The sequence below is a fragment of the Citromicrobium bathyomarinum genome (assembly GCF_038594605.1).
GTDB classification, from domain to species: Bacteria; Pseudomonadota; Alphaproteobacteria; order Sphingomonadales; family Sphingomonadaceae; genus Alteriqipengyuania; species Alteriqipengyuania bathyomarina_B.
This window is the reverse complement of record NZ_JBCFZM010000002.1, coordinates 1-25,030: the sequence shown is the minus strand read 5'-3', so window position 1 is coordinate 25,030 and position 25,030 is coordinate 1. Positions and strand designations below refer to the sequence as shown.

Genomic DNA, 25,030 nt, shown 5'->3' with positions numbered 1-25,030 from the left:
GCCTAACTCGCACCCTATGACGAGCACCAACGATATCCGCCGGACTTTCCTCGAATTCTTCGAAGAGAAGGGCCATGCCCGCGTGGCCTCCGCCCCACTGGTTCCGCACAACGACCCGAGCCTGATGTTCGTCAACGCCGGCATGGTCCCGTTCAAGAACGTGTTCACCGGATTGGAAACCCCGCCTTCGCCGCGCGCCGTGAGCGCGCAGAAATGCGTGCGCGCTGGCGGCAAGCACAACGATCTCGACAATGTCGGCTATACGGCCCGGCACCACACCTTCTTCGAAATGCTCGGCAACTTCTCGTTCGGCGACTATTTCAAGGAACAGGCGATCGAGCAGGCCTGGACGCTGCTGACCAAAGAGTTCGGCCTCGACCCGGACCGGCTGCTTGCGACGGTCTACCACACCGACGACGAGGCTTTCGCGCTCTGGAAAAAGATCGCCGGCTTGCCGGAAGATCGCATCATTCGCATTGCGACCAAGGATAACTTCTGGGCAATGGGCGATGATGGCCCATGCGGCCCGTGTTCGGAAATCTTCTGGGATCACGGTGATCACATCCCCGGCGGCCCTCCGGGGTCACCCGACGAGGATGGCGATCGGTTCGTGGAGATATGGAACCTCGTGTTCATGCAGAACGAACAACGGGGCGGAGAGATCGTCGGCGAACTTCCCAACCGTAACATCGACACCGGAATGGGGCTCGAGCGGATCTCCGCCGTCCTGCAGGGCGTCCATAACAACTACGACACCGATACCTTCAGGACCCTGATCGACGCGGCCGAATCGCAGCTGCATGAAGCCGCCACCGACGCGACCATTGCGAGCCACCGGATTATCGCCGATCACCTGCGCGCAACCGGATTTCTGATCGCCGACGGGGTGCTGCCCTCGAACGAAGGCCGCGGCTATGTCCTGCGCCGGATTATGCGCCGCGCGATGCGCCATTCCCACTTGCTCGGCGCGCAAACGCCCTTGATGCATCGCCTCGTGCCGACGCTTGTCGGCGAGATGGGCCAGGCTTACCCTGAACTCGTTCGCGGCCAGACGCTGATCGAAGAAACGCTCGAGCGTGAAGAGACGCGGTTTCGCGAAACCCTCGACAAAGGGCTTCGCCTGCTCGATGACGCGACGCAGTCGCTTGGCGCGGGCGACGAACTGGACGGCGAGGTCGCCTTCAAACTCTACGACACCTACGGCTTCCCGTACGACCTTACCGAAGACGCGCTGCGTGCTCAGGGCATCTCGGTCGACCGCGAAGGCTTCGACGCAGCAATGGCCAACCAGCGCCAGGCGGCGCGCGCAGCTTGGAAAGGCAGTGGCGAAGCGACCGACAGCGAGGTCTGGTTCGCGATCGCGGAACGCGAGGGGGCGACCGAGTTTACCGGATATACCGCCACCCAGGGTGAGGGGCGGGTCATCGCCATCGTCAAGGATGGCGCGGAGATTGCGTCTGCCGCCGCCGGCGACGAGGTAACCATCCTCACCAACCAGACGCCCTTCTATGGCGAGAGCGGCGGCCAGTCGGGCGACAGCGGAACGATCTCGACGCATGAGGGCCTGCGGATCGCGGTGCGGGACACGGGCAAACCGCTTGGTCGCCTGCATACCCATCACGCCACGGTCGAGGCCGGAGAAGTGCGGGTAGGTGACGAAGTGCGGATGTCGATCAACGCGGATCGGCGCGACCGCATCCGCGCAAACCATTCGGCCACCCATCTCGTTCATGCGGCACTGCGCAACCGCCTCGGCGAGCATGTCACGCAGAAAGGGTCGCTGGTTGCCGAAGACCGGCTGCGTTTCGACTTTTCCCACCCTGCACCGCTGACGGCAGCGGATATTGCTGCGGTCGAGGCCGAGGTGAATGCGGAAATCCGTGCTAACGAAACAGTAGGCACGCGGTTGATGTCGCCTGACGAGGCAGTCGAGGCCGGTGCACTTGCACTATTTGGCGAAAAATACGGCGACGAGGTGCGCGTCTTGTCGATGGGTCGTGCCAGTGACGAAGGCCGCAACTATTCGGTCGAGCTGTGCGGCGGCACGCACGTCGAGGCGACAGGCGATATCCAGCTGTTCCGGATCGTCAGCGAAAGTGCTGTCAGTTCCGGCGTTCGCCGGATCGAAGCACTGACCGGCGAAGCGGCGCGTATCTGGCTGGTCGAACGCGACGAAGCACTGAAGTCTGCCGCCTCGGCGCTGCGCACGACGCCGGAGGATGTCGCGACACGGGTTCAGGCGCTCTTGGAAGAGCGCAAGCAGCTCGAGCGGGATCTCGCCACTGCGAAGAAGCAACTTGCTCTGGGCGGCGGTGGGGGCACCGCGTCGCCTTCGGCGGTCGAGAAGGTCGGCGATGTCGCATTCTCTGGGCAGATCGTCGAAGGGCTCGACCCCAAGGAACTACGGCCTCTGCTCGACGAAGCGAAGCAGCGGATCGGCACGGGCGTGGCAGCAATCTGTGCGACCAATGAAGGCAAGGCGGCATTTGCCGTCGCAGTCACGGACGATCTGACCGAACGTTTCAGCGCTGTCGATCTGGTGCGTGCCGGAGTGGCCGAACTGGGCGGGAAAGGTGGCGGCGGGCGTCCCGACATGGCACAAGGCGGCGGCCCCGACGCACAAAACGCCGAGGCCGCTCTGGATGCTGTTCGCAATGCTATGCGCGAAGCAGTCGGCGTCTAGACGCCGTGGGGGCGATTAGCGCGCGCCGCTGCCCGCACGCCGGGCATCGGCCTCGCTGCCCCGGTTGAGGCCCTGGCCATCCGTGTCGGCGGGCTTCGCAGCATCGCGTCGCGCAGACGGCTTCATCTTGCCATTGCCTTCGACATTTTGCGGCTTGAACTTCTCGTCATTGGGAATCGGCTTGGTCGGATCGATATCGGACATAAGATTTTCTCCTTTCCTTACCAATGATTGGGCAGGGCAGAAGGTCCGAGAACGACGTCGGTACTAATCGGCAGGTGCGGCTGCTGACGTGCTGGGCGATGCCGTGCTGGTGCGAAGTTTGGGCGCATGTTCCAGTGCGCCATCGGTCTGTATCTGCACGCGCATCTCGTCCCGCTTTTCGTGGATCGAGGCAATCACCGGGCCCATCGCGACACCGATATCGACCAGCACCGCTTCGGATAGCTGGAGCGAACTTTCGAGCGTTTCGGGCACCGCATGGCTGGCGCCTGCCTGATAGAGCGCAGCGGCGTGCGCGGCGTCGCGCGCGCGGCTGACGATCAGCAAGTCCGGATAGGCTTTGCGAAGGCGCGCCACCAGCCGCTGGACAAGCACCGGAGCATCCATCGTCAGCACGATCGCCGACGCATCCTGTACCCGCAACGCCTGAAGGTTCTCGAGCCGCGCGGCGTTGCCATAGATAACGTTGTAGCCGGCGCGCTTGTTCTGCATCACCAGGTCGGCGTCGGATTCGATGGCCACGTAGGGCTTGTCGTGAACGCGCAGCATATCGACCACCAAGCGGCCGACACGCCCCCCGCCGACCACGATGACCCGGCCCACCGGCGCGGATTCGTCTTGCGTGGGATCGGGCACCGGATCCACCCGGCGCGCCACCGACCTGCCCACAAGCGCCAGCAACGGGGTCACGGTCAGGCCGATTGCGGTTACGATCTGCCAGAATTGGGTCGTGCCGGGCTGGATCAACATTGCCGAGCTGGCGGCGGACAGCACGATCAGGGTGGTTTCCGACGGGCTCGCCATCAGGATGCCCGTTTCGGTCGCGGTGTTACGCCGCGCGCCCATCATCCGAAGCAGCACGCCAGTCACCACGGCCTTGAAGGTCAGGACCAGCACGACCGCGCTGAGGATGATGCCGAGATTGTCGCTCAGCGCCTCCAGATCGATGCTCATCCCGATGGTGATGAGGAAGATACCCAGCGCAAGGCCCTTGAAGGGTTCGATTATCGCCTCGACCTCGCCGTGGAAATCGGTTTCCGCAATCAATAGTCCGGCGATCAGTGCGCCGACGATGGGCGAGAGCCCGGTGACCCCTGTCGCAAGGCTGGCGCCGATCACAACCACCAGCGTCGCGGCGAGGAATACCTCGGGGCTCTTGGTACGGGCGGCCTGCGCGAAGAGGATCGGCAGGACATAGCGGCCCGCGATCAGCAGCACCGCGATCACCGCAGCGCCCTGCCACAAGGTGGTCCAGATGCCGGTCAGTCCGTCAGCCTGCGCATAGGGTGCCAGCGCGCCGAGCATGAAGATGATCGGAACGATCGCGATATCCTCGAACAACAGCATCGAGAGCGCGGCCTTGCCGACCGGAGACGCAGTGCCTGAAATCGGCAACACGATGGCAGTGGAGGACAGGGCGAGCGCGAGGCCCAGCGCCATCGCACCGGTCCAGTACTGCCCCATCATCGCAAGCACCATCGCGATGGACGAACCGATGATGAGCAATTCCAGCGCGCCGAGACCGAACACCAGCTTGCGCATCTGCCACAGCCGGTTGAACGATAATTCCAGCCCGATGGTGAACAGCAGCAGGATAATCCCGAACTCGGCGAAGATGTCGAGCGAGTCCGGTTCGGATATCGTGACATGGGTGAGCCACGCCACTTCGGGCGTCAGCGCGCCAAGGCCGTAAGGCCCGACGAGAATCCCGATGAGCAGAAAGCCGATGACGGGTGTAATGCGAAACCGAGCGAACAGCGGGATCACAATCCCCGCCGCGCCCAGGATCACCAGCGCATCCGAAATCGCTGTTGTCGGTTCAAGTTCACCCGCCACGCTGAAACCTTAGCAAGCTTGCGCCCGCAATGAAGGGGCGCAGGCGCATTAATTGTGCGGCGTTAGCCACCACCCGGAGATTTGGGACCGACCGGCTTGCTGTCCTGGCCTGCTGCTTCGAACTCGTCCTCGCCGATGCGGGGGGAGACCTGGCCAACGCGCTTGTCCCACTCGATCTGATAAAGATCGAAGCGGCGATCCGCGAGGTTGCGCACCGTGCCCTCGGCACGCGCCCAGCTGAGATCCGCCAAATTCACGTCGCTGATGGTCAGCGTTTCCACATTCTCGCTCGCCTCGGCAGCAATGCCGTCGCGCGCGAAGGGGAAGTCGCAGGGCGTCAGGATGCAGCTCTGGGCGTACTGGATATCCATGTTTGCGACGTTGGGCAGGTTGCCGACATTCCCGCTGAGCACGGTGAAGCACTGGTTCTCGATCGCGCGGGCCTGCGCGCAATAGCGCACACGCATGTAGCCTTGGCGGCTGTCGGTGCAGAATGGCACGAAGATGATCCGCGCGCCTTCGTCGACCAGTCGGCGGGCAAGCTCGGGAAATTCGCTATCGTAACAGATCAGCACGCCGATCGGGCCGCAATCGGTCGGGATGGCGTCGATGCTGTCGCCGCCCTTGATGTTCCACCAGTAGGCTTCGTTGGGGGTGGGGTGGATCTTCTCCTGCGCGTGGATCGATCCGTCGCGCAGGCAGACATAGGCGACGTTGTGGATGTCGCCATCGTCCATCCGCGTCGGGTGCGAGCCACCGATGATGTTGATGTTGTAGCTGAGCGCCAGTTCTGAGAGTTTCTGGCGAATTTTCGGGGTATAGTCGCTCAGCGCCTCGATCGCTTCCATCGGGCTCAGTTCCTTTTCCTCCGCGCTCAGCAGCATCAAAGTGAACAGCTCGGGGAAGAGGATGAAATCGCTTTCGTAGTCCGCTGCGACGTCGACGAAATATTCGACGTGACGCATGAACTCGTCGAACCCGGAAACCGCGCGTGCCTGCAACTGGCAGGTTGCGATCCGGACGCTTTCGACATCGCGCGGCAGGCGGTGCTTGCGCGGCGCGTCGGCGTCCACATATGGATTGCGCCAGACCATCTTGACCGCGAAGGCCTTCGATTTCTTGTCTTCGGGCAGGTAGTTTTCAAGAATGCCTTGCGGCTCGAACCCGTTGGCGAGCTGGAAGCGTAGCACGGGGTCGTGGATCTTGTTGTCGATTACCTTGTCGAGGTAATCCTGCGGCCCCTCGGCATTATTGCGCTTGCGGCGCATGGCGTTCGCCAGCCCGGGCATCCGGCCTCCGAAGACAATGCCTGCAAGGTCGAGCCGCTCGGCAAGCGACCGGCGTTCCTCGTAGAGGCGCCGTCCAAGGCGCGTCCCACGCACCTTCGGATCGACGCACATCTCGTAGCCGTAGAGCCAGTCGCCGGTCGGGTCGTGGCGCGATCCGAAACCGTTGCCGGTCACCTCGTCCCAGGTGTGGTCCGATAGCGCCACATTGGCTTTCAGCCGCATCGACGCGCAGTAACCGACGATCTCGCCGTCCAGCTTGGCGACGAAACAGCCTTCACGGTAATTGTTCAACTGCCCGCGGATCTCGCCCAGCGTGTAGGGTGGAAGATCGACATAGGCGCGCCGCACCAGATCCGCGATCGCGCGCACATCGTTGAGCTTCGCCTGGCGGACTTCGAGCCGGGCCTTGGTCTTGGCGGTAGTGGCGATCGGATCGTCTCCTGTAAAATCGGGTGCAATAGGCACTAGTGCCTGAACAAGGAAAGGCTTCAAAAGTGCCGCGCGGTTCCGAACTGCCTGGGATGAGTTTGGGCGCAAGGCTCGGCGGGAATATTCGCCATGGGGTTGACCGCCCGCCTACAGAAAGCCCCGACGCCTGCGAATGAGGCGCCGGGGCTTACGTAATGCTGGAAGCGCAGTTTCCGCAATTACGCGCGGGCGAGGCCCTGCTTCTTCATCTCGGTTTCGAGGTTGTTCACGATCGCTTCGAAGAACTGCTCGGTCGTCAGCCAGCTCTGGCCCGGGCCGATCAGCAGCGCCAGGTCCTTGGTCATCTGGCCGCTTTCGACCGTCTTGATGCAGACCTTTTCTAGCGTTTCGGCGAACTTCACCACATCGGGCGTCTCGTCGAACTTGCCGCGATACATGAGGCCGCGCGTCCATGCGAAGATGCTGGCGATCGGGTTGGTCGAGGTCGCCTTGCCTTCCTGGTGCTGGCGATAGTGGCGGGTCACGGTGCCGTGGGCGGCTTCGGCTTCCACGGTCTTGCCGTCGGGCGTCATCAGCACCGAGGTCATCAGGCCGAGCGAGCCGAAGCCCTGCGCGACGATGTCCGACTGCACGTCGCCATCGTAATTCTTGCAGGCCCACACGAACTTGCCGCTCCACTTGAGCGCGGCGGCCACCATGTCGTCGATCAGGCGATGTTCGTAGGTGATGCCCTCGGCCTTGAACTGGTCCGCATATTCGGCGTCGAACACTTCCTGGAACAGGTCCTTGAAGCGGCCATCGTACTTTTTGAGGATGGTGTTCTTGGTGCTGAGGTACACCGGCCACTTGCGGTCGAGGCCGTACTGGAAGCTGGCGCGCGCGAAGTCGCGAATCGAATCGTCGAGGTTGTACATCGCCATCGCGACGCCGGGGCTGGGGAATTCGAACACATCGATGTCGATATTCTCGCCATCTTCCCCTTCGAAGACGAGGCGCAGCTTGCCCTTGCCGGGGATCAGCGTGTCCTTGGCGCGATACTGGTCGCCGAAGGCGTGGCGGCCGACCACGATCGGGTCGGTCCAGCCGGGCACCAGCCGCGGCACGTTGTCGATCACGATCGGTTCGCGGAAGACCACGCCGCCCAGGATGTTGCGAATCGTGCCGTTGGGCGAGACCCACATCTTCTTGAGGCTGAATTCCTCGACACGCTGCTCGTCCGGGGTGATCGTTGCGCATTTCACACCGACGCCGTGTTCCTTGATCGCGTTGGCCGCATCGACGGTGATCTGGTCGTCCGTCTCGTCGCGCTTCTCGATCGAGAGATCGTAATATTTCAGGTCGATATCGAGGTAGGGCAGGATCAGCCGCTCGCGAATCCACTGCCAGATGATCTTCGTCATTTCGTCGCCGTCGATTTCGACAACCGGGTTCTTGACCTGAATTTTTGCCATTATTCGTCCCTGTAGGTCCGCATGTTTCTGGATGGAGGTAAAATCTGGCGCGGCTTTAGCAGAGGGTGATGAGCGTGCAAGGATCGCAGACGCAAAGCGTTCCCCGGAGGTGAGGTGATCATCGCGCGGCTGCCTGGGCGCGGCACGGACAGGGAATGGAGGGAGAAACGAAAAAAGGCGCCGCTCCCTGCGACGCCTCATCCCGAAAACCCCAATGGTGGGCGTAGGAGGATTTGAACCTCCGACCCCTACGATGTCAACATAGTGCTCTACCCCTGAGCTATACGCCCGCACCATGGGGAATGCCGCTGTCACGGCGGACGCGCCAGATAGCCGCGCTGGGTCACCGTTACAAGAGCTTTTGCTCCTGCTCCCGCGTTAGTCGTTCTAAAGCCGCGCCTCACGCGCGTCGGCGAAGGTGCGGTCGACCTCCAGCACCAGGTCGCGCAGGTGGAACGGCTTGGACAAAACCTTGGCCGTAGGCTGGTCGGCGCTCGCCCGAAGGGAGACCGCCGCGAAGCCGGTGATGAACATCACTTTCGTATCCGGGCTGATCTCGTTGCAGCGCTGCGCAAGCTCGATACCATCCATTTCCGGCATCACGATATCCGACAGCAGCAGATCGTATCCGCCGCTTTCGAGCAGCGGGATCGCGGCGGTGCCGCAGTTGACCGAATCGACTGCGTAGCCGGCTTTTTCGAGGGCGCGGGCCAGATAGGTCCGCATGGCTTCTTCGTCCTCCGCCAGGAGGATCCGCCGAAATGCTGTGGGTTCGCTCATAGACGTCTTCCTATAGCGTGCGGGCCTTAAGGAATCTTTGGCGCGACAAGCCCTTGCCCTGCTTTGACACACACTTTCCCAGCGTCCAGCGTTCCGGCGATGGAGGCAGGTTTGGGCAACGATTCGCAGCGCAAAATTCGGGGTGGGATGATCCCGGGCAGCGGGGCGCCGGCCTTTACCCTTGCGGGGGTGCGTGATGCGCGGCTTCCGGTGCTGATTGCAGCCCCGCATGGCGGGCGCGCCTATCCCGCCGAGATCGAATCGAACATGCGCAATCCGGTCGTCGCGAAAATACGGCTCGAGGATCGACTGATCGACCGGGTGGCGCTAGCGATTGCGGATCAGGTTGGCGCCGCGTCGCTGGTTGCGCATGCACCGCGCGCCATGCTCGACCTCAATCGCGCGGCGGACGATCTCGACTGGTCGATGGTGGGCGATGGCGCGCCGACGGAGCGCAAGCATTCCAGTGCGAATCGGCGGGCGCGCAGCGGGCTCGGCCTCATCCCGCGCCGGGTCGCGGGGGTGGGCGAAATCTGGCGTGGGCCCCTCCGACGCGAAGACGTATCCGACCGGATCGTCGGTATTCACTCGCCCTATCATCGTGCCCTCGCCCGTGCGCTGGACGATATTCGCCGTGTATGGGGCGTTGCGCTGCTGATCGACCTGCATTCGATGCCCCCGATACGCCCCCGTCATCCGGGCGAACGGCCTATCGACTTCGTGATCGGCGACCGTTTCGGCGCCTCTTGCGAAGAGGGGATCGCCGCGCGTGCGCTGCATTTCTTCGGCACGCTCGATCGCGGCGTCGCGCACAATCGGCCCTATGCAGGCGGCTATGTGCTCGATCGCCATGGCAAGCCCGCGCTGGGCATCAATGCCGTGCAGATGGAGGTGTGTCGGTCGCTCTATCTCGATGCCCGTTTCGAGAGCGAGAGCGCTCGCATGCCTGCGCTCGCACGCCTGCTAGCCGATCTCGTCGGCACGCTGGCGGAGGAAATCCTGTCCGGTCGGCGCGAGCAGGGCCTGCCGCTCGCCGCCGAATAGGCGCGGGCTCCGGACAAGAAAAAACCACCTCGTGCACGATGCACGAGGTGGCCAAGGTTCAGGGAGGAAGCGCGCTCGAAAGCGCGCCTATCCGGGGCGGCTATGAGGGGGGAGGGCCGCCCGGACGATCCCGATTTGGGGTGCGCTGCAACATTGTCAAGACGCCGCGCAAACCCCTTTTCGGGAATGACCGCATCAACCGGCGGGCTGCTCGGGAATCGGGGGCACGGTGCCCTGCTGATCCTGACGCCCGAAAATCGTGCGCATGAGTTCAAGCGAGGAAATGTGCGCGTAGATGATCGGCAGCATGCCATCCTTGTTCCACTTTTCGAGCACATCCTTGTCCAGCTCGCGCAACTTCTCCTGATTCACCATCCGGAAGCCGCGGTAGAGATAGGGCTGGTCGGGCGCGTCGTTGCGCTGGATGCCGACTTCGCCGTCCATCAGCAGGTCGTGCTTCTGCAGTTCGTCGGTCAGCAACTTGGTCCGCGCGCCAGCCTGTTCGAACTTTTCGCAGAAATCGAGAATCGCCTTGGTCTGATCGGTGGTCGAACCGTCTTCGTTGAAAAAAGGTTCGCCCTGGTCGAATTCACCGACCGAATCCGCAGTCGGATCGAAGCAGAGCGACAGATCTTCGTTTTCCGAAGAGAGCTTTGCGAGAATGAACGGATAACGGCGGACGTAGGCCGGCACATAGACCGGATCGATCATCTTGCCGTTGTCGTCGAAAAAGGTGTTCACGCCTTCGTTCAGGCCGAACAGGGCAAGCGGCAGCGGGTTTTCGCCTGCCGAAAAGATGATCGGGTAATGACGCGCGGCCTGGACGAATTCGTCCGCCGTCAGCGGCACGACATGCTGGTTCGCAAGCCAGGGAGCCGATTCGCGCAAACGGTTGCGAAATTTCATGTGATCCCGCGTGTTGAGCGGCATGAGGTCCTGATAGAACATGGGAAGCTGGGGCTGTTGCGGCGCGCTGGCCATCGGTCTCTCCGTCAAGCGGGCTGAAAAGTCGGGGGGCGCGTGCCATCGCACCGCTCCCTCAGCGAGAAACCGGGCCTTTAGGCGGCGGGCGCGTCGCTGGCAAGCGGGACCAGTTTGCCCGGATTCATCAATCCCAGCGGATCGAGCGCTTGCTTGACGCTGCGCAGAATGGTCAGCGTGGCCGGGTCGGCGAGGCGTTCCAGCTCGTCGCGCTTGACCTGGCCGATACCGTGTTCTGCGCTAATCGACCCGTTCCATTCGGTCACCAGATCGTGAACCATCGCGCTGATCGCCTTGCCCTCGGCGCGCTCCCACTCACCGGCCTTCGCACCTTCTGGCGCGCGGACATGGAAATGGACGTTGCCGTCGCCCAGGTGCCCGAAGGCGAGCGCGCTGGTGCCCGCAAAGGCTTCTTCGATGGCGGCGCTGGCGGTATCGATAAAGTCGGGCATTTTTTCTGCCGGGACCGAGATATCGTGTTGCAGGGCCGGCCCATGCGCCCGCTCGGCCGAAGAGATCGCGTCGCGCAAGGCCCACAGGGCCTCGGCCTGCGTTTCGTTGGCGGCGATGGTTGCGTCCTCGACCAGATCGCGCTCCAGCGCCGTCTCCAGCAGCGCGGTTGCGCGCGTTTCGAGATCGCCAGCGCGAGCTTCGTCCGCGACCAGTTCCAGCAGTGCGTACCAGGTGTGCGGCGAGTGCAGCGGATCGCGGGCCGAGGGCTCGTAGGCGAGCACCGATTCGAGCGCGACGCGGGGCATGATCTCGAACCCTTCGAGAGCATCGCCTTCGCGCTCCTGCGCGAGCAGGAGCAGACGGCGGGCATGCTGGGCCGAGGGCACGCCGACATACATCACTCGCCGCGCCGCGATCTGCGGTAACAGCGCGAGCGTGGCGGCGGTGACGATCCCCAGCGTCCCTTCGGACCCGATCAGCAACTGCTTGAGGTCGAACCCCCGATTGTCCTTCTTCAGCGCGGCTAGGCTATCGAGCACCGTGCCATCGGGCAGCACGGCCTCGATGCCGCGCACCTGCGCGCGCATCGTGCCATGGCGCAGCACCTGCGTGCCGCCAGCATTGGTCGAAACCAGCCCGCCGATGGTTGCCGATCCCTTGCCGCCTAGTGTCAGCGGAAAGCGCAGCCGCCGCTCTGCCGCCGCGTCGTGCAGCGTCTGCAGGACGACGCCGGCCTCGCACACGACCTGTCCGGCGTCATCGTCCCACCGCCGAATTGCGTCCATGCGCCTGAGCGAAAGGATCAGCGCATTGCCGCTTTCGTCCGGCGTGGCGCCGCCCGACATGCCGCTATTGCCACCCTGCGGCACGATCGGCACGCGATGCTGCGCGCACAGCCGAACCAGATCGGCGACTTCGCGGGTGGTCGCGGGGGAGGCGAGGGCGAGCGCGCGGCCGGTATAGCGCCCGCGCCAATCGGTCAGCCACGGTTCGACAATCTGCGCATCGCGTGTGAGGCCGCGCGGCCCGAGAAGGTTGGCGGCGGCATCGATAAAGGCATCGCTCATGTGATCGCCATGCCACACCGGGACGACGAATTGCCAGAGCATTGGCGGGCGGCCCCGCCGCAATTAAGCCGACATTCAAACGCCGGGCCTATGTCATGCGCTCGGGACGATCGAACCGGGTGGGTCGGTAGAGCGATACACCTCTAGGGAAGACGGCAGATAATATGCTTTTCATCGCCGCATTTCTGGCACCAGCGCTAGCCCTCGCTCCGGCGGGCAAGGGCGAGATGCCCCTTCCGCCGTTCGCTATCGAAGCGGCTGCGCATACGGGCGAGGCGCCGATCGAAAGCAGGCCGCGTCCGGCACCCGGCTGGCTCGCGGCGGACGCCTGGCGAACCGATCGCGAGGCGAGGCAGGTGCGTATCCGGCAGGAGATCATGATTCGCGTCTCCCCCCGGCGCCCCAATTCGCAGGAACTCGTAGCCGACTGGCGCAGGGTCCTTCCGCTACGGTACGATCAGCGCAAGATCGGCAATTGCCTGCCTGCGCGCAGCATCGTGGCGGTGCAGACGGTCTCTTCGCGCGATCTGGTCCTGCACCTGTCGGACAAGCGGATGATCCGCGCGCAACTGCGCAAATCGTGCAATGCACGCGACTTCTATCTCGGTTTCTATCTTGAGCCGACCGAGGATGGCGAGCTGTGTGTGGGACGCGATACGCTCAAGGCGCGGAACGGCGCGACCTGCAAGATCGGCGGCATTCGCGAGCTGGTCCCCGCCGAATAGGCGCATTTTCTTGACATTTGGCGGGCTTTGCGCGAAGGCGCGCGCGCTGTCGTGGGTTGGTCCGCGATCATCACCACATCCGGAAACCTGAATGAAATTTGCCGATCTCGGCCTCTCCGATAAATTGCTGCAGGCGGTAGAATCCGCCGGGTACACCGAGCCTACTCCAATTCAGGAGCAGGCCATCCCGCCCGTGCTCATGATGAAGGACATCATCGGCATCGCGCAGACCGGGACCGGCAAGACCGCCAGTTTCGTGCTGCCGATGATCGATATCCTCGCCAGCGGCCGCCGCCGCGCGCTGATGCCGCGCAGCCTGATCCTTGCGCCGACGCGCGAGCTGGCCGCACAGGTGGCAGAGAACTTCGAGAAATACGGGGCCGATCACGACCTCCAGATGGCGCTGCTGATCGGCGGGGTGCAGATGGGCGACCAGATCAAGGCGCTCAACGAAGGGGTCGACGTCCTCATAGCCACCCCCGGGAGGCTTATGGACCTGTTCGAGCGGGGCAAGATCCTGCTCAACGGCTGCGAGCTGCTGGTGATCGACGAAGCCGACCGGATGCTCGACATGGGGTTCATCCCCGATATCGAAACGATCTGTTCGAAATTGCCCGAGCCGCGCCAGACGCTTCTGTTCAGCGCGACGATGCCGCCGCCGATCGAGAAGCTGGCGCAGAAGTTCCTGCAGAACCCGAAGCGGATCGAGGTCAGTCGCGCGGCCTCTACCAACGAGAACATCACGGCGTTCAAGATCCCCGTAAAGCCGCGTGAGAAGCGCGAGACGCTGCGCTGGCTGCTCGCCAACGATCTGGTCGAGACCGCGATCATCTTCGCCAATCGCAAAACGACCGTGCGCGAAGTCAACAAGAGCCTGCAGAGCTACGGCTTTGCCAGCGGCGAGATTCATGGCGACATGGACCAGTCGAGCAGGATCGCCGAGCTCAACCGTTTCAAGTCCGGTGACATCAATATCCTCGTCGCTTCGGACGTCGCGGCTCGCGGGCTCGACGTGAAGGGTGTCAGCCATGTCTTCAATTTCGACACGCCCTGGCATCCGGACGATTACGTCCACCGGATCGGTCGCACGGGTCGCGCCGGGGCCAAGGGCCGTGCCTTCACCTTCGTCACCGAAGAGGATGCGGAGGCGATTGCCAATGTCGAAAAGCTGACCGAGACGAAGATCAAGCCGTTCGGCAAGGAAGACGTGCGGGTCGAGCTGATCGAGGGCAAGCCGGAAGACAAGGCTGAGAAAAAGTCGAAGCCGAAGGCCAAGCCGCAGCGCAAAGACGACGATCGAGATGAGAAGCGCGGTACCGACCAGCCCGAAAGCCGGGAAGCCGACCGCGACGATGATCGGCCGAAGCGTTCGCGTGCGCCGCGCAAGAGCGACGATTCGCACTCCGCACGCAGGAGCGACGACAAGCCGAGCCGCGGGCGTGGTGGCGGGCGTCGCCGCGACGGCGACGGCGAAGTGATCCCGGCCGGTGAGTGGAACGGGCCGAAGCCCGATTTCCTATCGGTCAGCGCGCTCTGACCGCACTGCCCCGGCAGGCGTTTTTGCGCGCGGCTTAGGCCGGTATTAACCAACATCGTGCATCGCTCCCGCGCAGGAGGGATGCCCAAATGTCGACCGAAGAAATTCACGTCGAGGCGCTGCGCCAGCGGACGCTGGCTGCGCTGGAGATTCTCGATACCGCGCCCGAAGAGGAATTCGACGCCATTGTCCGGGCAGCGCGACGCATATTCGGTTGCCGCACTTCCTATATCTCGCTGATCGATACCCGTCGCCAGTGGTTCAAGGCACGCGAGAACTTCGATCCCGACCAGATCGCGCGCGAATGTTCGCTCTGCGCCGTCGCCGTCGAACAGGATCGCGAAATCGTGGTCGATGATCTTCAGGCGCATCGCGTGTTCGGCGCCCGGGCCGAGATTGCCGCAATGCCCGAATTGCGCTTCTTCGCGACCATTCCGCTCAAGGGTCCCGAAATCGACGGTGCCCGCGCTGCAATCGGGACGCTATGCGTCATCGACGATACGCCGCGGGTGGCGACCGGGTCCGAACTCGCCGAGCTGCGCCAACTGGCCCTTGTGATCGAATCGCTGTTCCGGACGCGTCTCGATGCGAGGCTGGCGAACAGTGCTCTCGTCAAGCGCAAGGACCTGTTCGAAGAGATGCGCCGTACGCAACGTCAGTTCGAGCTGGCCGAACAGATGGCACAAATTGGCCATTGGCGGCTCGACCTGGCGACCGATGAAGTGTTCTGGTCAAAGCAGACGTGCGAAATTCACGGGGTCGATTTCGCGGACGAGAAGGTTCTCGCTAGCGCGCTGGAATTCTTCCTTCCGCACGACCGCGCGCGCATGGAGGCCGCCATTCGCGAATGCCGCGAAAACGGCACGCCCTACGATCTCGAACTCGATTTCCGCGATGCCAACGGCACGCTCAAACGGGTCCACACCCAAGGCGAGATCGAAATGCAAGAAGGCACGCCGGTCGCGATGATCGGCGTGATCCAGGACATTACCGATCGCTACCATCTCGAGACGCGGCTTCGAACCGCAGCCCATGTCGATGAGTTGACCGGCCTGCCGAACCGCGCGCGGCTGAACCAGTATCTCGACGATCTTCTGGAGAATGCGCGCAAGGCCCGTACCGGCATGGCGCTGCTGCTGATCGATCTCGATTACTTCAAGGAGGTGAACGATCGGTTCGGCCATGAAGCGGGCGACCATGTGTTGACGGACGTCGCCGCGCAGTTGGTTAGCGAGCCCTTTACCGGCCAGTTCTGCGCGCGCCTTGGCGGTGATGAATTCGTGATGGTGATCGAGAACGCCGATCTGCTCGCCGATCTTGAAGGCGCGTTGTCGGCCCTGCTGGGCCGACTGCGTTTCGAGGTCGTGCGCGAAGGCGAACCGCTGATCGTCAGCGCGACAATCGGCGCGACCTGGCTGACCGAAAACAATAACGAGCGCAGCGCTCTGCTGCGGTGCGCGGATCATGCACTATACCAGGCCAAGCGAGCCGAGCGTGGTACGGCATCAATCTGCCCCGATGCGATCGCGGGCGATAGGGTGCGCGCCAAGCCGCACCTGCGCGCAGTGGGCTAATCGACCAGCCCCAAGAGCACTGCCACAATCCAGGCAAGAAACGCGATGCCAGCGAAACACAGGCCAGCGAGTGGCGCCCACAGCACCCACCATCCCTAATGCTTGCCGATAGGTGGTTTGAGGCCGCGGATCAGAAAGTCAAACACGTCCAGCAGATCGAACATCAGTCCGCCAGCTTGACGAAGCTGTCGATCACGCGCTTGGTCCCGCTGGTCTCGAATTCGATTTCCAGCTTGTTGCCTTCCTGGCTCATCACAGTGCCATAGCCGAACTTGTCGTGGAAAACGCGCGCGCCCAGCGCCACATCGGTGCGCGGCTTGGCCGCGAAACTGGCAGCCGAGCGGCGGCTTTCTTGCAGCCGCGCAGGCTTCGTCTCGTATCCGGTCGCGAGGGCACGCTGCCAGCCAGGGCCGCGCTTTTGCGAGCGATCGGGCCGGTCGCGCGTGACATGCGCGAAGGGATCGTCGCTCTCGCTCCAGTTCGCGCGCCATAGCGAAGCGCCGCCCGACATGGTGGTTTCGCTCTCGACGTGGTCGTCGGGCAATTCCTCGATGAAGCGGCTGGGGATCGAACTGGTCCACTGGCCGTAGATGCGCCGATTCGCGGCGTGCAGGATCGTGCACGCTTTCTTCGCCCGTGTGATCGCGACGTAGGCGAGGCGGCGTTCCTCTTCGAGGCTGGCAAGACCGCCTTCGTCGAGCGAACGCTGCGAAGGAAATACGCCTTCCTCCCACCCGACGAGGAACAGGTGATCGAACTCCAGCCCCTTCGCGGCATGGATGGTCATGATGGTCACCTTCGCCTCTTCGGCGTTGGCCTCGTTGTCCATCACCAGCGCGACGTGCTCGAGGAAGTCGCCGAGCGTCTCGTAGTCTTCCACGGCGCGGACGAGTTCGGACAGGTTTTCCAGCCGACCCTTGGCTTCGACCGAACGCTCGTTCTCGAGCATTGCCTGGTAGCCGCTTTCTTCCAGCACCTGCCGCAGCAGTTCGGCGGGGGCGAGGCTGTCTGCCTGTTCGCGCCACTGGAGGAACTGGCGCATCAAGGCGCCGATCGTACCGCGCGCCCGGGCGGGCAGTTCGTCACTATCCGCCAGATCGAGGCTTGCAGCGGCCAGCGGCATGCCGGTGCGCCGCGAATGCTGGTACATCTTCTCGAGCGTCTTCGCGCCGAGGCCGCGCTTGGGCTGGTTGTAGATCCGCTCGAATGCGAGATCGTCGGCCGGCTGCGCGATGACCCGCAGATAGGCGAGGGCGTCGCGGATCTCGGCGCGCTCATAAAAGCGGAAACCGCCGATGATGCGATAGTTCATCCCGATCTGGATGAAGCGGTCTTCGAACTCGCGGGTCTGGTACTGGGCGCGCACGAGGATCGCGACCTCGTCGAGGCCCACACCGGAGCGTTCGAGGCTCTCAATCTCTTCGCCGACGCGGCGTGCCTCTTCGGGCCCGTCCCATACGCCGATGACGCGGACCTTCGTGCCCCCGTCGGCCTCGGTCCACAATTCCTTGCCGAGCCGCTGGCTGTTCTCGCCGATCAGGCCCGACGCCGCGCCAAGGATATGCGGGGTGGAGCGATAGTTCTGCTCCAGCTTGATGACCTTGGCGCCGGGAAAATCCTTCTCGAACTTCAGGATGTTCGCCACTTCCGCGCCGCGCCACGAATAAATCGACTGGTCGTCGTCACCCACCACGCAGATGTTCTTGCGAGTCTGCGCGAGCAGGCGCAGCCACAGGTACTGGACCTGGTTGGTGTCCTGATATTCGTCGACGAGGATGTATTTGAAGCGGTTCTGGTATTGCGCCAGCACATCCGAATGCTGCCGGAAGATGTTAAGCATGTGGAGCAGCAGGTCGCCGAAATCGCACGCGTTCAGCGCCTGCAGCCGCTTCTGATAGGTCTTGTAGAGCTGCGCACCGCGCCCGTTGGCATAGGATTCGTTCTCGACCGTATCGAGATCGCCTGGGTTGAGCCCGCGGTTCTTCCACCGGTCGATCAGCCCGGCGAGCTGGCGCGCGGGCCAGCGCTTTTCGTCGAGATCCGCCTCGGAGATCAGCGTCTTCAACAGCCGCAGCTGGTCGTCCGGATCGATGATCGTGAAGTTCGATTGCAGGCCGACAAGCTCCGCATGGCGACGAAGCATCTTCGCGCCGATCGCGTGGAACGTGCCGAGCCAGGGCATGCCTTCCACCGAATCGCCGATATGGCGGCCTACGCGTTCGCGCATCTCGCGCGCGGCCTTGTTGGTGAAGGTGACGCACAGGATTTCGCTGGGCCAGGCGAGCCGCATGGCGACGAGGTGTGCCAGCCTTGCGGTGAGGGCGGAGGTCTTGCCCGTGCCCGCGCCCGCCAGCATCAGCACCGGCCCTTCGGTGGTCAGCACCGCCTCGCGCTGGGGGGTGTTCAACCGCGCGGCATAGGGCGGAATGTCCGTATCTCCGGCGGCTTCGGCAAGGGGGAAAGCATTATTCATGGCTGTGCCCGAACAAGTAGGGAACGCAGCGGGAGGGGGCAAGGCGCGCTTTTCGATGCGTCCACCGCATTCGGAACTTCGCCCCGGAGGTCCCGTTGGTTGGGCAAGGACGAGGGAAAAAGGAGACAGAGACATGAAAAAGCTGATTATCGCTTCGACTGCCGCCTGCGGCCTCGCACTCACCGCAGTTCCGGCGCTCGCCGATCATCATAACGAGGCAGAGTCCTACATGATGACCGATGCGCAGGAAGCCATGTACATGAACTGGTCGGCGGAGAACCGCATGACCTATCAGGCATGGCCTAAGGCAGCCCAGGAATATTACTGGACGCTCAACGACAGCCAGAAGAAGATCTGGTGGGATAGCCTGAATAACGAACAGCGCGTGCGCATCGTCGAGATGGCGCCGGCACAGCGCACCGCCGCCTGGCAATCGATCAACTCGCAGCTTTCCGGCTCCATGCCAGCTACGCAGACGTCGACGACATCGACCAGCGGTCGGATCACTTACCAGAGCAATGCGGTGGTCCAGCCCACGCCGGGCGATGAAGGTCCTCCGCCGGCCAACCTGCCGATCTGCGAGCCGATGGAGCAGGATAACTGCATCAATCGCGGCGCACGCTAAGCGCCACGCTAACGATCAAGACAATTGCAAGGTGGCAGCATTCGGTAAGTCCGGGTGCTGCCACTGGCATGTTTGGGCTCCGGTTCGGCTAAGTGGCGGACGCCAGGCGGAGCAGATAGAGCTTGGCCTTGCCGACCTTCCGTTCGGCCTCGATCTCCATGCTGCGGATGGCGACATCGGCATTCGCGGAAACCTCCAGAGACACCAGCGTCGCGGGGCCGATCCAGCCGAGCCGTGCCAGCCGGTCGATCGCGACGACGCCTGCATTGGTGTCGTATGGCGGATCGAGCAGGATAAGGTCGTGGGGGACCTTGGCGGGCCCCAGCCGCAGCACCGACGCCTGCTGGATCGAGCAGCGGGGCCGGGCATCGAGCGCCGCGATATTGGCGCGGATCGCGTCTATCGCGCGCTTGTCTTCCTCGACGAACAGGCACGAGGCGCATCCTCGCGACAGCGCCTCCAGCCCCAGCGCGCCCGATCCTGCGAACAGGTCCGCCACGCTCAGCCCTTCGAAACTGCCGAGACGGCTCGCCAGCATGTTGAACAGCGTCTCTCGCGTGCGATCCGCCGTCGGGCGGGTCGTCTCCCCCTGCGGGGCCTTGATCGAGCGCCCCCGCCAATCGCCAGCGACGATCCGCATCAGCGCTTGTCTTTCTTCGCGGCGGAGCGGAAGCGGCCGATATCCTGCCTGGGCACCTCGACAGCCTGACCGCGGGGCAGATCGCCTAGTGCGATCGGCCCGAAGGCGGTGCGCATCAGCCGGTTCACCTCGAGCCCGAGATGTTCGAGCACCCGGCGCACCTCGCGGTTCTTGCCTTCGGTAATCGTCAGTTCGATCCACTGGTTCGCGCCCGTGCGGCGTTCCAGGTTGGCGTTGATCGGGCCGTAATGGACCCCATCGATGGTGATTCCCTCGATCAGCGATTCGAGCTGTTCCTGGCTGACCGCGCCGTGTGCGCGGGCGCGATAGGTGCGCTCGACCGCATTGGCGGGCAGTTCGAGCAACCGCTTGAACTCGCCGTCATTGGTCAGCAGCAGCAGCCCTTCGGTATTGAAGTCGAGCCGCCCGATCGGCATCACCCGCGGCGCATCCTTGGGCAGGGCATTGCGCAACGCATCGTAGATCGTCGGCCGCCCTTTCGGATCCCGCTCGGCCGTGAGCAGCCCGGTCGGCTTGTGAAAGGCAAACAGACGCGTTGGCTCCGGTTTGGCGACGGCTTTGCCGTCCACGGTCACACCGCGCAGATGTTCGAGCAGGGTGTTGGGCGTCTCGACCGTCTCTCCGTTAATGGCGATGCGTCCGTCGGCGATCATGCGCTCCACCTCGCGGCGGCTTGCCACGCCTGCGCGCGCCAGCAGCTTGGCGATGCGATCGCCGGTTCTCTCCGTTTCGGTCATGCAGGCCCGCTTAACGGCGCGCCGCCAATCCTCCAACCGAATTGCGACCTAGATGCCGGTCTCGGAGTAATGCGGGTGCGGTTTGCGGCGGGGATCCAGATCGGTATCGGAAGCAAAGGGGCGCCATTTTTCCAGGCCCTTTATCAGCGGGGTGCCGCAGCGCCGACAGGTGGTGCGATGATCGAACCCGTCGTACCATACGCGGTGGCGGTCTATCTTGTGTCCCCGCAACCAGCAATGAATTCGCCCGAAGGTAAGCCCCCGATTCTCGGTCCCCATAGCGCACCGCCCCTGTCCATCCCGCAGCAGTTTTATCCCCAATTGCGGCGCAAGTAACCTTCGAACTCCCAAAAATTCCGGCTCCGCAAAGAATGGACTGAAATCATGGCGAACTTTTCGCACTGCACGATGGAGCTGCGGGCGAGGGGTAGCTTGGGAGAGTGCCTATCAGGGCTAGGCGGGCCGGACGAAGAAGGGCTACAGAAGGCCCGACGATTTCAGGAGGGTTCCCATGGCCGATGCGAAGAGTGACACCACTCGGGCCGAAAATCAGAAGCCGGGCTGGCGCACCGTGTTGCGTTCGCTCGGTCAGGCCAAGACGGCCTATATGCTGCTGTTCGGCTTCGCTGCGGGGCTGCCCTATGCGCTGGTGCTGGGCACGCTTTACGCCTGGCTCTCCGATTCCGGCGAGATCGATCTGGAGACGATGGGCGTCTTTTCGCTGATCGGCCTTGCCTATGCCTTCAAGTTCCTCTGGTCGCCCGCGCTCGACCGGGTCGACATTCCCGGCCTGCGCAGGCTGGGCAAGCGCAAGCAGTGGATCGTCACCGCGCAGATGATAATCGGGGTAGCGCTGGTGTCGCTCAGCTTCATCGCGCCTTCGAACGAGACCATCGCCCTCTTCAGCCTGCTGGCCGGGCTCGCGGCCTTCGCCAGTGCCACCCAGGACGTCGTGATCGACGCATGGCGCGTCGACGTGGCGGACGAGGTGGCGACGATCGATATCCTCTCCACCGTCTACCAGATGGGCTATCGCATCGCCGCGCTGGTCGGCGGCGCACTGGCGCTGTTCATGGCGGAGCGGACCGACTGGCCAACCGTTTACCTGACAATGGGCGGGATCATGCTGCTGGTCGGGATTTCCGGCCTGTGGGCGCCCGACACCGATGCCTCCGCCACGCTCGATGCGGACGATCACGACCTCGCCGATCCGCATGGCCTGCGCGTCACCGGGCAGATCGTGCCCCGCGTCCGGGCATGGGCGTTGGCCGCGGTCGGCGTGCTGTGGGGCTGGGCGCTCGTCACGGTCGGCATCTTCATGGTCCGGTCGCTCACCAGCAACCCGGACGCGCGGCCCGATTCGGTAGAGTTCATCAGCAACATGGGCCCGCTGATCGTGATTGCGACCGTCGTGGTGCCCGCGCTGATCGCAGCATGGCTCGTGCGCGTGCAGCGCGGCGGGCAGCATGTCATCCCCGCGACCTTCGACGGTTCGGAGCCGACCACGCAGACCGGCAAGACCATGTCGCCCTACGCCGCGACCAGCAGCATGGACCGGGCGATGGACCACCTTTACCGCGCGCTGGTCCTGCCGCTGACCGACCTTGTCGGGCGACTCGGCTGGGCGATAATCATCGTCATCGCGCTGGTCCTGACCTACCGCATCACCGACGCGATCTGGGGCACCTTTGCCTATCCGTTCTACCTCGGAGAGCTGGAATATACGAAGGACGAGGTGGCGGTTGCCTCCAAGTTCTTCGGCGTCGGCGCGCTGATCCTCGGCCTCGCCGTGGGCGGCTACATGCTGACGGCGATAGGCCGGATGCTGACGCTGACGCTCGGCGCGTTTCTCGCCGCGATCACCAACCTGCTCTACGCCGACCTCGCCATTGGCGGCGTGCGGGTCCAGGCGGTGAGTGATACGATCGGCTTCACCCGGCTGGTCTCGGCACTCGGCGGTGACGAGCGGCTGGCGACGCTGATGATGGCGATCGCGGGCGAGAACATCGCGGTCGGCATCGCGGGGGCGGCCTTCGTCGCCTACCTCTCCAGCATCGTGTCGCGCGGATATTCGGCGGTGCAATATGCGCTGCTGTCCTCGCTGACGCTGCTGGTCGGCACGCTGGGGCGCGGCGCGCTGGGCCAGATGATCGAAGAGCGCGGCTATTTCGACGTGTTCATCCTGACGACGCTGATCGGCATGTTCGCGGTGGTGCTGTGTATCATCGAGTGGGTGCGGCAGGCGCGTTCGGGGCGGGCGCAGAATGCACCGCCGCCCGACCCGGAGGCCGCTCCGGCGGAATAGCGGCTTGTCGCTCTCGCCCGACGATCTTGCCAAGCTGAACGACGGCGAGGCACAGGTTCTCCAGCTGCTCTCCGCCGGGCACACGATCAAGACGGCAGCCGTCGAACTCGGTCTGACCGAGAATGCGGTGAACGAGAGGCTGCGCAGCGCACGCCGCAAAACCGGCGCGCAGAGCAGCCGGGATCTGGCGCGCGCGCTCTTTCCGAGCGACCTACAAATTTCCTGTGACAACCTTTCTGTGGTTCCGGATGATGCCGGGCTGGTGGACGAGGGGCTGCGCCGCTCGCCAATCCCGGCAGGGTGGCCGACCACGAAAGGTTTGCTCATCATGTCCATTCTCGCACTCGGTACCGCCACGCTCGTCGCGTTGACGCAGCTTTCCAGCGGGGAGCCCCAGCCTGTCGTCGACGAGGGGCTGCCCCCGCTCGCCGAGCCCGGCATGGCGCTGCGCCAGCAGCTTGAAAGCCAGCGCAGCGATGCCGACTGGGCTCTGACCACGCAGAAGGAACTGGGCCGCCGCTTCACGGGCCGCGAGGGCGTCGGAATTGTCGCCGTGCGCTGCCGGACGACCCTGTGCGAGGTGAACGCGCACGTGGCGGCGGAGGACCGGCAGGCAGCGATCCGTTCGGTCGCCAACCGGCCTTTTCTCGAAAGTTTGGCCGACCTTGGTGTCGGCGGAGTCGAAACGATCGACATGCGCTTCATGGGCGAGGGAGAGCCGGGCACGATCACGGTCTTCCTTACCCGCGCGGACTGACTGTGGTGGCCGTTCAATCGGGCAGTGCGCCACTGAGCCGAAGCATGTCGCCCGCCAGATAGAGCGAGCCTGCGATAAGCACCGGCAGGCCGTCGTCGGGCAGGCCAGCCAGCGCATTGGCGACCGTCTCCGCAGCGTTCGCATCCGGCCCGAAAGCCCCGGGCGCGTGATGCTCGTGCCCCGGCACGGGCACAACGGTGATGCTTGCGATACTACCTTCCATCGGATCGAGCAAAGCGCGGGGCTGCTTGTTGGCGAGCATGCCGAGCACGAGGTGCAGCCGCTGGCCGGAGAAATGTCGCGCCAGCGCCTCGCCCGCATCGGGGTTGTGGCCGCCATCGACCCAGACCTCGCGCGCACCCGTCAGCGGAGAGGCGGGGAGGCGCTGGAGCCGCGCGGGCCAGCTGGCGGTGCGCAGCCCTTGAGCCATCGCATCGCGCGACACGCTCACCCGGTCCTGATGGCGCAGCATGGCGATGGCGAGTGCGGCATTCTCCGCCTGATGCGCGCCGGGCAGCGCGGGGAGGGGCAGGGCGAGTTCGCCGTGCTCGTCGGCATAGTGCAGCCCGATTTCGGTGCTGCTCGCGTGCCAGTGCTCTGCGCGCATCGCGAGCAGCGCCTCGCGCGAAAGGGCCGCGCTCTCGATTTCGAGCGTTGGGCCCTCTGGGTAGGAGAGCGTCACCAGTGGTACGCCGGGCTTCGCGATCCCCGCCTTTTCGAACCCTATGCGCGCGATCGGTTCGGTGGGCACGCCTTCTTCGGGTGCGAGCAGGAAGCGTTCGTGATCGATCCCCAGTGCGGCGATCCCGCAAGCGGCGAGCACATCCGCGCGCAGCACGTTGGTCGCATCGAAGCGCCCGCCGAGGCCGACCTCGATAACGCAGGCGTCTGCCGGTTCGCGCGCGAAGGCGAGGAAGGTGGCGGCAATGGTGACCTCGAAGAAGCTCGGGCTCAAGTCGCTGCCTGCATCGAGCACCTCGGCCAGCAGCGCGGCGAGCTGCGCATCCTCGATCAGCTTGCCGGCGACCCGGATGCGCTCGTTATAGCGCACCAGATGCGGGCTGGTGGCAACGTGGACGCGTTTGCCGTCCGCCTCCAGCATGGCGCGCAGGAAGGCGCAGGTCGATCCCTTGCCGTTGGTGCCCGCGACATGGAACACAGGCGGCAGGCGGTCCTGTGGGTCGCCAAGCCTGCTGAGCAGCGCGCGGATCGTTTCCAGCCCCAGCCGTCCATCGGGCACCGAGAGCGCGGCCAGCCGGTCGAGCTGCGCCTGAACGGCGGGGTCGTCTGAGCGGGCGAAGTCTTTCATTTCGTAAGCCCCCTCTCCTTCAGGGGAGGGGGTTGGGGGAGGGGCCTCGCGCCCAGCTTTTCCCCCCCCCCCCCCCCCCCCCCCCCCCGGGG

General features: G+C 64.1%; 19 protein-coding genes and 1 tRNA gene. 8 read left to right on the top strand and 12 right to left on the bottom strand.

The annotated features are described in order from the left end of the window. The first annotated feature begins 16 nt into the window (after positions 1-16). Positions 17-2,683: an alanine--tRNA ligase gene (gene alaS, locus AAG612_RS07000; RefSeq protein ID WP_342508683.1), complete on the top strand. Its 2,667-nt coding sequence runs from the start codon at positions 17-19 to the stop codon at positions 2,681-2,683. Between the two features lie 15 nt (positions 2,684-2,698). Here alaS and AAG612_RS06995 read toward each other — a convergent pair whose 3' ends face one another. From AAG612_RS06995 to cpdR, 6 genes are all read right to left on the bottom strand, one after another. Further along, the gene (locus AAG612_RS06995) at positions 2,699-2,887 is read right to left on the bottom strand and encodes a hypothetical protein (RefSeq protein ID WP_342508681.1); all 189 of its coding nucleotides are present in this window, start codon (positions 2,885-2,887) and stop codon (positions 2,699-2,701) included. Between the two features lie 63 nt (positions 2,888-2,950). Beyond that, positions 2,951-4,741, bottom strand: coding sequence for a cation:proton antiporter domain-containing protein (locus AAG612_RS06990; protein ID WP_342508679.1), 1,791 nt, complete (start codon positions 4,739-4,741; stop codon positions 2,951-2,953). A gap of 62 nt (positions 4,742-4,803) precedes the next feature. Beyond that, entirely contained in the window at positions 4,804-6,459 is a 1,656-nt protein-coding gene (locus AAG612_RS06985) for a GNAT family N-acetyltransferase (RefSeq protein WP_342510316.1), read from the bottom strand. A 218-nt stretch (positions 6,460-6,677) separates the two neighbouring features. Further along, the gene (locus AAG612_RS06980) at positions 6,678-7,910 is read right to left on the bottom strand and encodes an NADP-dependent isocitrate dehydrogenase (RefSeq protein WP_342508677.1); all 1,233 of its coding nucleotides are present in this window, start codon (positions 7,908-7,910) and stop codon (positions 6,678-6,680) included. Positions 7,911-8,125: 215 nt separating this feature from the next. Then, a tRNA-Val gene (locus AAG612_RS06975) sits at positions 8,126-8,200 on the bottom strand. A 97-nt stretch (positions 8,201-8,297) separates the two neighbouring features. Further along, a complete protein-coding gene (cpdR, locus tag AAG612_RS06970; RefSeq protein WP_342508675.1) occupies positions 8,298-8,690 on the bottom strand; it encodes a cell cycle two-component system response regulator CpdR in 393 nt (130 codons plus the stop codon). Between the two features lie 99 nt (positions 8,691-8,789). Between cpdR and AAG612_RS06965 the strand changes: the two genes are divergently transcribed. Beyond that, positions 8,790-9,734 (top strand): N-formylglutamate amidohydrolase, encoded by a 945-nt coding sequence (locus AAG612_RS06965; protein ID WP_342508673.1) that lies wholly within the window; start codon positions 8,790-8,792, stop codon positions 9,732-9,734. 195 nt (positions 9,735-9,929) lie between these two features. On the opposite strand, the gene AAG612_RS06960 is transcribed toward AAG612_RS06965, so the two are convergent. Both AAG612_RS06960 and AAG612_RS06955 read right to left on the bottom strand, forming a co-directional pair. Next, the gene (locus AAG612_RS06960) at positions 9,930-10,715 is read right to left on the bottom strand and encodes a SapC family protein (RefSeq protein WP_342508672.1); all 786 of its coding nucleotides are present in this window, start codon (positions 10,713-10,715) and stop codon (positions 9,930-9,932) included. Positions 10,716-10,792: 77 nt separating this feature from the next. Continuing rightward, positions 10,793-12,235, bottom strand: a complete 1,443-nt coding sequence (locus AAG612_RS06955; RefSeq protein ID WP_342510315.1) for an FAD-binding oxidoreductase — start codon at positions 12,233-12,235, stop codon at positions 10,793-10,795. A gap of 164 nt (positions 12,236-12,399) precedes the next feature. Between AAG612_RS06955 and AAG612_RS06950 the strand changes: the two genes are divergently transcribed. The 3 genes from AAG612_RS06950 to AAG612_RS06940 all read left to right on the top strand — a co-directional run bounded on the left by AAG612_RS06950 (position 12,400) and on the right by AAG612_RS06940 (position 16,071). Continuing rightward, positions 12,400-12,960, top strand: a complete 561-nt coding sequence (locus tag AAG612_RS06950) for a hypothetical protein (RefSeq protein ID WP_342508670.1) — start codon at positions 12,400-12,402, stop codon at positions 12,958-12,960. Between the two features lie 91 nt (positions 12,961-13,051). Continuing rightward, the gene (locus tag AAG612_RS06945; protein WP_342508668.1) at positions 13,052-14,497 is read left to right on the top strand and encodes a DEAD/DEAH box helicase; all 1,446 of its coding nucleotides are present in this window, start codon (positions 13,052-13,054) and stop codon (positions 14,495-14,497) included. Positions 14,498-14,586: 89 nt separating this feature from the next. Next, positions 14,587-16,071 carry a diguanylate cyclase domain-containing protein gene (locus tag AAG612_RS06940; protein WP_342508666.1) on the top strand — a complete coding sequence of 495 codons (1,485 nt, stop codon included), beginning with the start codon at positions 14,587-14,589 and terminating at the stop codon, positions 16,069-16,071. Between the two features lie 163 nt (positions 16,072-16,234). On the opposite strand, the gene AAG612_RS06935 is transcribed toward AAG612_RS06940, so the two are convergent. Beyond that, on the bottom strand, positions 16,235-18,544 hold the full coding sequence (locus AAG612_RS06935) for an ATP-dependent helicase (RefSeq protein WP_342508664.1): 2,310 nt from the start codon (positions 18,542-18,544) through the stop codon (positions 16,235-16,237). A gap of 133 nt (positions 18,545-18,677) precedes the next feature. On the opposite strand from AAG612_RS06935, the gene AAG612_RS06930 reads away from it, so the two are divergent. Continuing rightward, a complete protein-coding gene (locus AAG612_RS06930) occupies positions 18,678-19,169 on the top strand; it encodes a hypothetical protein (protein WP_342508663.1) in 492 nt (163 codons plus the stop codon). A gap of 88 nt (positions 19,170-19,257) precedes the next feature. Here the strand turns inward: AAG612_RS06930 and rsmD are convergent, their stop codons facing one another. Continuing rightward, the gene (rsmD, locus tag AAG612_RS06925; RefSeq protein WP_342508661.1) at positions 19,258-19,809 is read right to left on the bottom strand and encodes a 16S rRNA (guanine(966)-N(2))-methyltransferase RsmD; all 552 of its coding nucleotides are present in this window, start codon (positions 19,807-19,809) and stop codon (positions 19,258-19,260) included. Further along, positions 19,809-20,567 carry a pseudouridine synthase gene (locus AAG612_RS06920; RefSeq protein ID WP_342508660.1) on the bottom strand — a complete coding sequence of 253 codons (759 nt, stop codon included), beginning with the start codon at positions 20,565-20,567 and terminating at the stop codon, positions 19,809-19,811. Before AAG612_RS06920 ends, rsmD begins: the two co-directional genes overlap by 1 nt. Before the next feature lie 511 nt (positions 20,568-21,078). Here AAG612_RS06920 and AAG612_RS06915 point away from each other — a divergent pair. Continuing rightward, positions 21,079-22,872, top strand: coding sequence for an AmpG family muropeptide MFS transporter (locus AAG612_RS06915; RefSeq protein ID WP_342508658.1), 1,794 nt, complete (start codon positions 21,079-21,081; stop codon positions 22,870-22,872). 4 nt (positions 22,873-22,876) lie between these two features. After that, positions 22,877-23,629: a helix-turn-helix transcriptional regulator gene (locus AAG612_RS06910; protein ID WP_342508656.1), complete on the top strand. Its 753-nt coding sequence runs from the start codon at positions 22,877-22,879 to the stop codon at positions 23,627-23,629. 13 nt (positions 23,630-23,642) lie between these two features. On the opposite strand, the gene AAG612_RS06905 is transcribed toward AAG612_RS06910, so the two are convergent. Next, the gene (locus tag AAG612_RS06905) at positions 23,643-24,938 is read right to left on the bottom strand and encodes a bifunctional folylpolyglutamate synthase/dihydrofolate synthase (RefSeq protein WP_342508655.1); all 1,296 of its coding nucleotides are present in this window, start codon (positions 24,936-24,938) and stop codon (positions 23,643-23,645) included. Positions 24,939-25,030: the final 92 nt, after the last annotated feature.